This window comes from Moraxella sp. Pampa (genome assembly GCF_035181385.1).
Classification (GTDB): domain Bacteria; phylum Pseudomonadota; class Gammaproteobacteria; order Pseudomonadales; family Moraxellaceae; genus Moraxella.
Genome location: NZ_JAXCJK010000002.1, coordinates 257,578 through 270,295, shown reverse-complemented (window position 1 = coordinate 270,295; position 12,718 = coordinate 257,578). Strand labels below are relative to the sequence as shown.

The 12,718-nt window shown below is 43.2% G+C and carries 12 protein-coding genes; 5 read left to right on the top strand and 7 right to left on the bottom strand.

All coding sequences use genetic code 11. From position 1 onward, the window contains the following. Positions 1-119: 119 nt before the first annotated feature. From R0123_RS05625 to aroE, 7 genes are all read right to left on the bottom strand, one after another. Entirely contained in the window at positions 120-830 is a 711-nt protein-coding gene (locus R0123_RS05625; RefSeq protein ID WP_323843382.1) for an ABC transporter permease subunit, read from the bottom strand. Beyond that, on the bottom strand, positions 827-1,549 hold the full coding sequence (locus tag R0123_RS05620; RefSeq protein ID WP_323841058.1) for an ABC transporter permease: 723 nt from the start codon (positions 1,547-1,549) through the stop codon (positions 827-829). Before R0123_RS05620 ends, R0123_RS05625 begins: the two co-directional genes overlap by 4 nt. Before the next feature lie 339 nt (positions 1,550-1,888). Next, positions 1,889-2,656 (bottom strand): transporter substrate-binding domain-containing protein, encoded by a 768-nt coding sequence (locus R0123_RS05615; RefSeq protein ID WP_323841059.1) that lies wholly within the window; start codon positions 2,654-2,656, stop codon positions 1,889-1,891. Between the two features lie 42 nt (positions 2,657-2,698). Then, positions 2,699-3,490, bottom strand: coding sequence for a transporter substrate-binding domain-containing protein (locus tag R0123_RS05610; RefSeq protein ID WP_323841060.1), 792 nt, complete (start codon positions 3,488-3,490; stop codon positions 2,699-2,701). A gap of 60 nt (positions 3,491-3,550) precedes the next feature. Continuing rightward, positions 3,551-4,327: an ABC transporter ATP-binding protein gene (locus R0123_RS05605; RefSeq protein ID WP_323843381.1), complete on the bottom strand. Its 777-nt coding sequence runs from the start codon at positions 4,325-4,327 to the stop codon at positions 3,551-3,553. 485 nt (positions 4,328-4,812) lie between these two features. Continuing rightward, positions 4,813-6,633, bottom strand: a complete 1,821-nt coding sequence (locus R0123_RS05600) for an acyl-CoA dehydrogenase C-terminal domain-containing protein (protein ID WP_323843380.1) — start codon at positions 6,631-6,633, stop codon at positions 4,813-4,815. Positions 6,634-6,792: 159 nt separating this feature from the next. Beyond that, positions 6,793-7,599, bottom strand: coding sequence for a shikimate dehydrogenase (aroE, locus tag R0123_RS05595; protein WP_323843447.1), 807 nt, complete (start codon positions 7,597-7,599; stop codon positions 6,793-6,795). A 164-nt stretch (positions 7,600-7,763) separates the two neighbouring features. Between aroE and R0123_RS05590 the strand changes: the two genes are divergently transcribed. The 5 genes from R0123_RS05590 to R0123_RS05570 all read left to right on the top strand — a co-directional run bounded on the left by R0123_RS05590 (position 7,764) and on the right by R0123_RS05570 (position 12,710). Continuing rightward, positions 7,764-8,336, top strand: coding sequence for a hypothetical protein (locus tag R0123_RS05590; RefSeq protein WP_323843379.1), 573 nt, complete (start codon positions 7,764-7,766; stop codon positions 8,334-8,336). A 42-nt stretch (positions 8,337-8,378) separates the two neighbouring features. Next, positions 8,379-9,233, top strand: a complete 855-nt coding sequence (locus tag R0123_RS05585; RefSeq protein ID WP_323843378.1) for an aminotransferase class IV — start codon at positions 8,379-8,381, stop codon at positions 9,231-9,233. Positions 9,234-9,296: 63 nt separating this feature from the next. Further along, complete coding sequence (gene mltG, locus R0123_RS05580; protein WP_323843377.1) at positions 9,297-10,415, top strand: endolytic transglycosylase MltG; 1,119 nt, start codon at positions 9,297-9,299, stop codon at positions 10,413-10,415. An 81-nt stretch (positions 10,416-10,496) separates the two neighbouring features. Further along, positions 10,497-11,114 (top strand): dTMP kinase, encoded by a 618-nt coding sequence (gene tmk / locus R0123_RS05575; RefSeq protein WP_416381700.1) that lies wholly within the window; start codon positions 10,497-10,499, stop codon positions 11,112-11,114. A gap of 207 nt (positions 11,115-11,321) precedes the next feature. Continuing rightward, a complete protein-coding gene (locus tag R0123_RS05570) occupies positions 11,322-12,710 on the top strand; it encodes a trypsin-like peptidase domain-containing protein (protein ID WP_323841067.1) in 1,389 nt (462 codons plus the stop codon). Positions 12,711-12,718: the final 8 nt, after the last annotated feature.

Below are 12,718 nucleotides of genomic sequence, written 5' to 3'. Positions count from 1 at the left end.
TATTGCCAGCAGGGCAGTGGATAGGGCATATTTGAGTTTTCATGATTGGCTCTCCTAAAAAAATAGCCACCTCATCATATAAAATTTTATTGTCTTTGGCAATGGGGCGTGTTGTTTATTTATGATGCTGTTGGCGGTGCATGGCGTTTGTGCTTGTTGATGCGGTTTTCAAAGAGTCTAAAACCAATCATGATGACCCATGCCAAAATCAGATAAATCACACCAGCGGCGGTGTACATCTCAATGTGCATATAGTTTTTGGCAGAAAGATTTTTGGCGGCGTAGGTCAGCTCTGCCAGTGTGATTGATGCTGCCAAGGCACTGCCTTTTAGGATAAAGATGACCTCATTGCTATATGCAGGGAGCATGATGCCAAAGGCTCGTGGCAACATGATGCGGTGTATTTTTTGCCATTTTGACATACCGATGGCGTCGGCTGCTTCTAGCTCGCCTTTGGGAATGGCAACAATCGCTCCACGCACGATTTCGGCGATGTAGGCGGCGGTGTTGAGCGTAAAGGCGATGATGGCACACCAGTAGGCCTTTTGAAAGATTGGCTCCCACAAAAAGCTGTCTTTGACAAAGTCAAACTGCCCAAGCCCTTGATAAATCAAAAAAATCTGAATGAGTAGTGGTGTCCCACGAAAAAAGAAAATATACACAAAGGGCAGTGCTTTAATCCAAATATGCTTAGATGAACGCAGCAGTCCCAACACCACCCCAAAAATCAAGCCAAATACGCAGGATATCGCCACCAGTTCAATGGTGATGACAGATGCTTTTAGCATGGTGGGTAGATGTTCTACAACGGCTGTCCAATTTAGACTCATGCTTGTCCCCCTTTGCCCTTGGCAAGTGCCTTGGCATAGCGTGCCGCAGGATTGGCTCGCCACTCAAAATGCGTCATCAATAAAGTAACGATGGTCGTCAGTGCCAAATAGATGAACGCTGCCACGATATAAAAAGTAAATGGCTGTTGGGTGCTTTGGGAGGCTCGGCCTGCATAGTACATCAAATCTTGCAAGCCAATCAGTGATACAAGGGCGGTGTCTTTTAGTAGTACAAGAGTCAGATTGCCCAGACCAGGCAAAGCGACAATCCACATTTGTGGTAGGATAATGCGTCTGACCGTTTGGATTGGACGCATACCAAGACTGTGTGCAGCCTCCCACTGACCTTTTGGTATTTCTTGTATCGCCATGCGAAACACTTCGGTTGCGTATGCACCAAACATGATGGACAATGCCGCCACACCTGCCCAAAATCTACTCATATCAATGCGATCTGTATGACCGATTTGGGTGGCGATGATTTGTATCAGTGCATCACTACCAAAATAAACAAAAAACACCATGAGAAGTTCAGGCACACCACGCACCACTGTTGTATAAGCATCAGCGATGCGTTGCAGTAGCCAAATGCCAGACAGCTTAGCGGCAGCACCAAGCAGACCCAGCACCAAGCCGATGATGAGACTGATGAAACCAAGCTCAATGGTGAGCCATGTGCCTTGTAGTAAAATTGGGCCGTAGCCTTGTAGGTCAAACACAAAAATGCCCTATAAAAAGACGGATATCACAATATATACCTATATCAACAAGATATACGACAAGATAAAAATAAGCAATTTGGGCATCAGTCATCAAATTAACCGACCCAAACCGATTATTCTAACAAAATTTTACACGCCTTAAAACATTTATTTTTTTAGATTTGCGTTGTTGATGGGCAAGGCAATGATCAAGATGATGGCTAAGCTCTCATCATGAATGGTTTGCCTATTTGCCAAGCAGTACGGTAGGGTAATTTAGGGCGTATCCAAAGATACGCCCTAAATGATAGATGATTTTATGACATGAACATCAAAAAAATATTCACATGACAGGCATTAAAAATACTTGCTGACCAGTTCATCGTATTTGCCAGACTCTTTTAATTTGGCAAGTGCGTTATTAAACTCATCTTTTAGCGGGTCATTTTTACGCAAGGCAATGGCAACGGTATCGTTGATGTCAACTGGCTCGCCTTTAACCTCAAAGTCTGCACCTGTATCGGTTTTTAGCCAGTCTAGTGCAGGGACAATGTCAGACATCATGCCATCAACACGCCCAGCTGATAGGTCAAGATAGGCGTTGTCTTGTTTGTCATAAGCCTTAACGATGGCGTTGGGTTGTTGGTTGGCTAGATAGTCTGCTGATACTGTGGCTTGCTGTACGGCGATGTTCTTACCGTCAAGAGCAGTAGCAGACAGCTCAACACCTTTTTTGCCAAGCAATACCAAAGTGTTGTTAAAATAAGAGTCGCTAAAATCTACGACTTTGGCGCGTTCTTCGGTGGCAGACATACCAGCCATCACCGCATCATATTTTTTGGCTTGAAGCCCTGGGATTAGCCCTTCCCAATCTTGGCTTTGGATATCGCAGGTGGCTTGCATCTCTTGGCAAAGTGCGTTGGCAAGGTCAATTTCAAAACCAACCAAATTACCGCTGGCATCTAAGTAGCTAAATGGTTTAAAGCTAGACTCGGTGGCAATACGGATTTGTTTTGTGGCAGTGTCAGAGGCTGTTTTGGCTGATTGTTCAGCAGGGGCTTTATCTCCACCACAGGCACTGATAAAAGCGGTTAGGGTCAAGGCACTAATTAGTTTTAATTTCATTGCTGCATTCCTATTGGTTAATCATTTGATGATGTGAGTCAATTATTTAAAATTTGCTGCTTCAATTTCTGCCAGTTTGCCAGACTCTTTGAGCTTGGCAAGGGCAGTGTTGAACTCGTTTTTCAGCTCGTCGCCTTTACGCACAGCAATCCCGATATTGTCGTTATTGTCAATCTCTTCACCCACCAGACCAAAGCCTTCTCGCCCTTGTTTTAGCCATTCAGCAGCAGAGACTTTTTCTGCCATGACAGCAGCGTTACGACCTGCTTGTAGGTCAAGATAAGCATTAAGATAGGTGTCGTATAGCTGAACGGTATTGCCGTCTTTGCCGTCATATTTTTGGGCAATATAAGCAGCACCTGTGGTTGAGCGTTGACCGCCCAAGATGGTGTTTTTTATGTTATTTGGGTCAAAACTGCCGTCTGTTTTTGATAGCCAGATGATGGTATTTGAAAAATAAGGTTCGCTAAAATCTACTTGTTCTAGACGCTCTGGCGTGATGGACATACCTGCGATGATGGCGTCATATTTTTTGGCATTAAGACCTGGAATCAGACCGTCCCAATCTTGGGCGACAATTTCGCATTTGGCGTTGATTTCAGCACAGATGGCATTCATCACATCAATATCAAAACCGATAATTTTACCATCTGGGGCGGTGTCATTAAATGGAGGATAAGCTGCCTCGGTGGCGATTTTCAGATGACGCTGTTCGCCAGCTGAGTTTGTGTCAGCTTTGCTTGCCTCAGTGGTGGTTTGAGTCTCTGGTTTGTTGCCACAGGCGACTAGGGCAAGAGCGATGGCTGCGATACTGCCCAGTTGGGAAATTTTCATAAAAAATCCTTGATAAAAATAAAACGAAAAAACCAAATAAAAGCTAAAAACTGAATGAATTTAGGAGCGGTGCGAGGCCATAAATTCACGCACTCGTTCGGATTTTGGATTGTCAAAAACTTCAGCAGGCGTGCCCATTTCCTCAATGCGTCCTTGATGCAAAAAGACGATTTTATCAGAAACCTCACGAGCAAAACGCATCTCGTGAGTAACGATGAGCATGGTGCGACCTTCGCCAGCAAGCTCTCGCATGACAGCAAGTACTTCATTGACAAGCTCTGGGTCAAGTGCTGAGGTTGGTTCATCAAACAGCAAGACTTGTGGCTTCATTGCCAAGGCACGAGCAATCGCCACACGCTGACGCTGACCGCCAGAAAGGTTGTCTGGATAAGCATTTTTCTTGTCCAGCAGGCCGACTTTGTCCAGCAGTTGTTCAGCTTCAGCGATTGCTTGCGATTTGGGTTGTTTGAGTACTTGGGTTGGGCCTTCAATGATGTTGTCTAAGATGGTTTTGTGTGGCCACAGGTTGAAGTTTTGAAAAACAAAACCGATTTTTGAGCGTAAATCTTCAAGCTGTTTTGGATTTTTGGCAACCAACTCCCCTTTTTTGTTGGTTAAAATCAGCTCTTTACCACCAACGATGATTTTGCCTTGCGTGGGGTTTTCTAGCAGGTTGATACAGCGAAGCAGGGTGGATTTGCCTGAACCTGATGAACCAAGAATGCTGATGACATCGCCATCATGGGCGGTCAAAGATACGCCTTTTAGCACTTGTAATGAGCCGTAACTTTTGTGAATGTCATGTAAATCTAGGGCGATGGGGCGAATGTCGGTCATATTGGGTTGCTTAAAAAAATAATAAAAATGTCTCAAATAACGAAAGGTTTGCCATTCGTTAATAAATACAAAAGATTAATTGAGCTATTTTCGCCAAAACTGCGTAAAAAGGCAAATTGTTTTTATCGGTTTTGATGATATTTTTTGTAAAAAATTGATAAATGTTGATAAATTTGACAAACTGGTTATCATTTTGAGCAAAAAATTGGCATCAAGACATCAAACTGTCGGTGTTGCTGATTGGGCTGATTTGATTGCCAATGCCATGATGATTTGCCACTTTTGGCATATTTTGGCAAAAAATGTGTGTCTTGCCCTTACCTTAGGTTGGGGTGGTCTTTTAAAAATTGAGCCAAGCTTGGGTATGGAAAAATGTTTTTTAGCTGTGATGGGAAGATTGTATAAAACATTAAAGAGGGTGGATCATGCCACCCTCTTTAACCTCTTGAATGTTTATTAAATATTTGTTATTTGCTGGTTAATCATCAGTCTAAAAATGCAAAATGTTCAATATCCATATCCATCATGACACTGCTTGGTGTGGTCATGGCACTGGCGTGAGCATCACTGCGTGGTAGAATTTTTTCAAAGTAGAATTTGGCGGTTTGTGTCTTGGCAAGATAAAATTCACGAGGCTGTTCGCCGCCATTTTTCATTTTATCAAAAGCAACCGCCGCCATTCTTGCCCAGTGGTATGCCATCATGACATAGCCTGCATACATCAGATAATCATCAGATGCTGCCGAGACGATATCACGGTCCTTTCTGGCAGCCAATAGTAGGCGTGTGGTCAGCATATTCCATTCGGCACACAATTTGGTCAATGCCCAAACATACTGACGCATGTCTTTGTCTAGGGCGTATTCACCACACCACTTCATAATGCCTGCGGTGTAGTCTCGTACCAGTTTGCCACCACCATGCAGTAACACTTTGCGACCTAATAGGTCAAGTGCCTGTACGCCTGTTGTTCCTTCATACAGTGTTGAAATGCGAGCATCACGAGCAATAAGCTCCATGCCTGTTTCTTTGATGTAGCCGTGTCCGCCATAGATTTGTTGTCCATGTTTGGCACATTCAATACCAAGCTCTGTCAAAAATCCCTTTAAAATCGGTGTATAAAAACCAAGCTTATTGTCCCATTTTCTAATCTCATCTTCATCGCCACGAACCACCGCATTGGATAGATGGTCGGCATAGCGTGCTGAATGATAAATCATAGAACGAGCACCCTCGCTAAATGCTTTTTGGGTCAGTAGCATACGGCGTACATCAGCATGATGAATGATGGCATCACCTGCTTGGTTGGGCTCTTTGGTGCCTGATAAGGCACGCATGGAGCGACGCTCTTTGGCATAGGGTAGAGAGTTTTGGAATGACAACTCCATATGAGCCAAGCCCTGAATGCCTGTGCCAATACGCGCAGTATTCATGTAGGTAAACATGGCTTTTAGACCTTTGTTTGGCTCGCCAATCAGATAGCCTGTTGCTCCATCAAAGTTTAGTACGCAAGTTGCTGATGATGAAATGCCCATTTTGTGCTCAATTGAACCACAAGTTACGGCATTGCGTTTACCCATTTCCCCATGACCATCTACCAAAAATTTTGGCACGATGAACAATGAGATGCCTTTTGTCCCTTCTGGTGCATCAGGTAGGCGAGCTAATACGATGTGAATGATGTTTTCGGTCAAATCGTGCTCACCTGCACTGATGAAGATTTTTGTGCCTGTAATGCTATAAGTACCATCATCATTTGGCGTGGCACGGGTTTTCATTTGATTTAAGTCGGTGCCTGCTTGTGCTTCGGTCAAGCACATCGTCCCAGACCATTCGCCAGAGACGAGCTTGGGCAGATAGGTATCTTTTTGTGCGTCATCTCCATATTGTAAAATGGTATTTACCGCACCAATGGACAAACCAGGATACATTGCCCATGGCCAGTTGGCTGTACCCATCATCTCAGATTTGATGAGATTTAAAGACATTGGTAGATTCATGCCACCAAATTTTTCTGGGTAAGAAATGCCTTGCCAGCCACCCTCAACAAATGCTTGGTATGCTTCTTTAAAGCCTTTGGGCGTGGTTACCTCGTTGTCTTTAAAGTGGCACCCTTCGGCATCTGCGTCTTGATAGATGGGGGCGAGCATATTTTGGGCAAAATCGGCAAATCCTGCCAAAATCATCTCAACCGATTCGGCATCTGCACCATCGCCATTATCCAAGGTCTTGTAATGTGCCTGAAAATCAAACACTTCATTCATCAAAAATTTGATGTCTCTTAAAGGGGCTTTGTAAGTCAGCATATCCTATCCTAGTTGGTAATAAGTTGTGAAATTGTCAAATGTCAAGATGTGCATCATGCACATCTGCTTTCAATATACATGAAAACACACCAAAATTATGCAACTTTTTATATTATATAAATTATTTTCATAATAAAATAATTTAATTATAAATATTAATTATGAGTTAATGGGTAAATCTACGGCATCTAGGTTGATTTTTGCCCCTGTCCACAGTTCAAAGGCGATTTTGGCCTGATTGATGAGCATGCCATAGCCGTCTGATGTGCGTACGCCTTGCTTGGCAAAGTGATTTAAAAATGCTGATGGCTTGCCGTACATCATGTCATAGGCAAATTGAGTGCAAAGATTTGGCGATAGACTGAGCGTTTGTCCTGTGGTGGTGGCACTTGTGGCATTGATGATGACATCAAAGCTAAGATTACCAGTTGCCAAAGTGTCTAAGGTATGCACTGTGATTTTGCCCAAACTTTTAAAGTCATTTTGCAAAGTTTCTGCCTTGGTGAGCGTACGGTTAAAGATGGTTAATTTTGCACCCTGTTCAATAAGGGGTAAGATGATGCCACGAGTTGCCCCACCTGCCCCAATGATGGCAATATTTTTGTCTTTTAAATCAATGCCTTGCGTATTTAAGTCCGCCACCAATCCTTGCCCATCTGTGTTATCGCCGTGCAGTTTGCCATCTTGCATAATGAGCGTGTTCACAGCTTTAGCGGTGTAGGCGTACTCGCTCAAACTTTGGCACAATTGAAAAGCAATTTCTTTAAAAGGCAAAGTGATGTTTGCCCCTGTGCCACCCCCATGAAAAAACGCCTCAACCACCGCACGAAAACTTGCGACATCATCAGGGCAAAATTGTCTACAATAGCGAATATTTGCTCCGATACTATCAGCAAAGGCATGATGGATTTGTGGGCTTTTTGAATGATTGATGGGATTGCCAATGACGATAAAATGCTGCATGATTTTTCCAATTTTTTAAATGTCGTGTTTTTGAATCTTATGTAAAGCTAGGTTTTGTAAGAAAAATTGTAAGAAAAGATGTGTTTATTTTTCAGTATTTATCAAAAAATAGCAAGTTTTTTAAATTTTAGGTACAATAAGGTCAATCTTATTTTTAATCAACCATCATGACCAACACTACCAAAAAATCCAGATTTGCTTTGTTTATTGTCGCCTTGTTCATCGTGTTTGCTGTTGTGGCGTTTTTGATGTTTCGCCCCATCTCTTCTGCCGAAAAAGTTGTACAAGACGATGGCGAAAGCAAAATCTACGCCCCTGTCAACTATGACACAAGTCATTGGACAAAAAGCCCTAAGCAATCAGTCGATTTTGAACAGCTAAAAACCAAACTTGGTACAACCGCAACACAAGAAAATACACTTGATTTTTATGGCAATCATGCCAAAAAGTACCGATTTTCTGGCAGGGCTGAACCGCCTTTTTATGTCATTGAGTCTGAGAATGTATTAGAGGTGGCATGGTACTATGCTGCCCCAAAAGATGATGAGCGTCAAAAACAAGCCAGTCTCAATTATGCCCAAAAAGTGTATGCCATGATGGGTGCTTATGCTGGCGTTGATGGCGAACAGTTGGTGCAGACAATTTTGCATCACCCAAACAAACCTTTTGGTGATAAGATGGCTGGTGTTATCATGGCAGATTGTATGAATTATCAATGTCGGATTGTTTTTCAAAAATGATTGACAACCACCCTAAGAATCATTAGGTAGCGGGCGACATTGATGGCATATTTTATTTTTCACGATGGCAAGTTGATGAATCATCATCAAATCATGGATAATCGTGGTTTGGCGTATGGCGATGGTTTTTTTAGCACGATGGGTGTATGTCGTGGTCAGATTTTATTTGCCAAAGGTCATCAAGATAGGTTGATACAGTCATCAAAATGCTTTGAGTTTTTGGTGGATACTGATGCTTTGATGGTGGCACTTGCTGATTTGGCAAAACAAATACACCAAGGCATGATAAAAATCATCATCACTCGTGGTGTTCAAAGTGTGCGTGGCTATGGTTATGAGAGCGATGAGTCGTGCGTATTGATTAAGGCTGTGTCATCAGACATCTATCAGGGGGTGTGTTTTTATGACGACATTCCTTGCCAATCGTCTGGCATGGCAGTGTGTTTGAGCGAAAAACTATCTCTACGCACACCACGCTTTGCTGGGCTAAAACTGATCAGCAGTCATGAGCAAGTTTTTATTCATCAAGAACTACAAAGCCTACAAAAAAATCATCACAATGTTGTCGAGGGTTTGGTGGCAAGTATGTCTGATGAGTGGGTGAGCGGTGCTATGAGTAATGTGTTTTATCGGCTTGATGATGCTTGGCATACCCCGCCTGTGAGCAGATGTGGGGTCAATGGTGTGATGCGTCAGGTAATCATGACAAAATTTGGTCTTAATGAACGCAGATTGACCAATGATGATTTGTTCAAAATTGATGGGCTTGCTTTTTGTAATGCAGTGCGTGGCGTAATGCCCATCCATGCGTTGATGATTGGTGAGGTGGTACAAAGATTGCCGCATGATTTTTGTGATGTTGTGAAATCGCATCTAGATAATTTTAGAAACATTTAGCGACATTGAAACCATCACAAACATGGTACAATAACGGCAATTTGAACTGACATTTAAACATCTATGACAAAAGCTGCTCAAAAACTTAAAGTTAAAAAACCAAAAAAATCAAATAAAAAACAGCGTGTATCAAAAAAACCTAAGTCGCTATGGCTGATAAAGTTGATGATGCTTGCACTTTTGACGCTGTTGGTGAGCATTGTTTATATGAGTTTGTTTGCTAAAACCGACCAAAAAGCACAAACATTAACCGTCAAAAAGGGTGATACTTATCATGGGCTACTGGTTAATAACCCGTGGCAAACCTCGCTGTTTTCATCAAGCTTTGTAATCAAATTGTATTTAAAAGTGTATACCCATGCGTCCTTGAAAGAAGGCATGTATCAAATCCCTGCCAATGCCAGCCTAAAACAGGTCGTGGACATCTTGTCAAAGGGTTCTGATATGCAAATGATTAGGGTGCAAATCATTGAAGGTAAAAATATCAAGGACTTGTATCATGCCATTAAAAATACTGATGGCGTGGTGCTTGAGGTGCTGACACCACGAACGGACAATTATTCGTGGGTAGATGCCATGAAAGACAACAAGAAGGTAGCGGCAGCATTAGGCGTTTCTGCGGTGAATGGCAATTTGGAAGGTCAGTTTGCACCTAATACTTATTTTTTTGAGCAAGGCACAAGTGATAAAAAAATCTTACAAAAACTTTATGATGCCCAGCAACAAATTTTAGATGCTGCTTGGAGTAATCGCAAAAAAAGCTTGCCTTATAAGGATAAATATGAGGCACTCATCATGGCAAGCATCATTGAAAAAGAAACAGGCATTGCTGATGAAAGATGGCAGGTATCGGCAGTTTTTGTCAATCGCTTGGGCAAAAATATGCGGCTACAAACCGACCCAACCATCATTTATGGACTGTTTGACCGCTATGATGGCAAAATTTACCGCTCCAATATTAACGAGAAAACCGCTTATAATACCTATCAAATCAATGGGTTGCCACCTACGCCAATTTCCTTGCCATCAAAAGCATCTATCGATGCTGCCATGCACCCTGCTGACACTAAGGCGTTGTATTTTGTGGCGACAGGTAAGGGTGGACATAAATTTAGCCAAACCTTAGATGGGCATAACCGTGCCGTTGCTCAGTACCGTGTGGTCATGGCAAACAAACAATAGCAACAAATAGTCATAAATCAATGAGTGAATAGATTTTAGTGGCAATAAATAATTATGGTTTTAAAAAGGACAGTCATGAATATCGCACCAAAATTTATCAGTTTTGAAGGAACAGAAGGTGTGGGCAAAACCACAGCCATTGATGGGTTTTGTCGGCATTTGGACGAGCTTGGTGTGGCATATGTACGCACTCGTGAGCCAGGTGGGGCGGATATGGCAGAGCTGATTCGTGGTATTTTGTTGAATAAAAACAGTATCCTACACGATGATACCGAGCTGCTTCTTATGTTTGCTGCTCGTGCTGACCACTCATACAAGACGATTTTGCCTGCTTTAGATGCTGGCAAGTGGGTTGTTTGTGATAGATTTATTGATAGCACGGTGGCCTATCAGGGTTTTGGGCGTTTTCATGGAGAGCAATCAGCACTTGATAAGATTGATTTGCTGATAAAAAACTTCGTACCACGCTTGCCAGATATTACGCTGTGGCTAGACCTAGATGTTGCCATAGGCATGGCAAGGGCGAAAAATCGTAGTCAGGCAGACCGTTTTGAGTCATTGGACACCAGTTTTTTTGATAAAGTATATCAAGGCCTAGAATACGGATTTAATAAAAACAGTGAACGCATTTGTCGCATTGATGCAAGTGGTAGCATTGATGAGGTGGCAAGTCGCATTCGTGAGGCAGTGGGTTTGTAGGTCAAGACCTGTGCAGTTTTTAGAAAATTTGATCAGCTTTGTGTCTTGTGGGCGTGTTTTTAAGCGTGAGTCAGACTTGGCAAATATGGTGTGTGGCAAATGTTAAGCTATTGTGTGGATTTTATCATCAAAGAAACTTCTGGTTATTTTTATTAAAATATCATGATTCATGTATTATGCCAAAAATCATCATTAAAGGACAATAAAATGCGTACAATCATTAAACCAGCCTTATTGGCGTGTACTTTGTCATTAGCGACCATTTTGCCAAACAATCCTTTGTTATCGTCAGCACAGGCAGTAACACAAGTGGATTTTGCCGATTTGGTTGAGCGGGTGTCTTCTGGTGTGGTACGCATTTCTACCACCAAGCCCATCACTGACGGTGAGATGATGCGTACGCAGGCACAGATGCTGGGGCAGTATTTGGGCGAGCAGGTGAATGTACCGACGATTGAACAAGGCTTTGGAACAGGATTTTTCATCAGTAAAGATGGCTATGTCATAACCAATCGTCATGTTGTTGAAGGGGTGCAGACGATTACGGTAACGCTCAATGATCGCACGGAGATGGACGCAGTGTTGGTTGGTTCGGACGAAGCGTCAGACATTGCGGTCTTAAAGGTGGAGGGTGATCGGTTTCCTGCACTGACCATGTCCGACCGAGTGTTGAGGGTGGGTGAGCCTGTATTGGCGATTGGCTCGCCATTTGGCTTTGATTATTCAGCGTCAGCAGGGATTGTCTCTGCCAAATCTCGCAATATCACCCCTGATGCTGCCGTGCCATTCATTCAGACAGATGTTGCACTAAACCCTGGCAATTCTGGCGGCCCTTTGTTCAATCAGCAGGGCGAAGTTGTGGGTGTCAACTCACATATTTTTAGCGACACAGGCGGTTATATGGGATTGTCATTTTCCATACCAATTGATACCGTCTTGCATATTTATGAGCAAATCAAAACGACGGGTCGGGTGCGTCGTTCAGCATTGGGCATTGTCGTGCAAGATGTTGATAGAAACCTTGCCGAAGTGTATGGGCTGGCTCGTCCCCAAGGTGCACTTTTAACCAGAGTGGGGGCAGGTTCGCCAGCAGATATGGCAGGGTTGGCGGTGGGGGATTTGGTGCTAAGTTTTAATGGCGTGCCCATCAGTCAGGCTGCAGAACTTCTAAACCTACTAAACCGTACTAAGCCGAATGATGTTTTTCATTTAACTTATCAAAGAGGCAAACAAACCTATGTGGCACAAGGGCGGTTTGATGAAGCACCAACCGATGTCTTTGCAGGTGGAGAGCGTCCAAATAATAACGGCCTAAAATTGGGCTTGCGTCTAAAAGAGCTTTCGCCAGCCGAGCAGGAGGCACTCGCCAATTTTGGTGTGCAAGGGGGTGTCATCATTACTGCGGTTAGCCCCATGGGATTGGCGGCACGCACAGGCATACAAGTAGGTGATGTGATTTTGGGCTTAAATGGTCGCCCAACTTCCCATGTCGAAGAGATGGCACTGGCGGTACAAAGTTTGCCCAAAAAAGGTGTTGTGCCAGTACAGCTGATTCGCCAAGGCACGCCTGCCATCATCGGTATGCGTATTGAGTAACATAAATT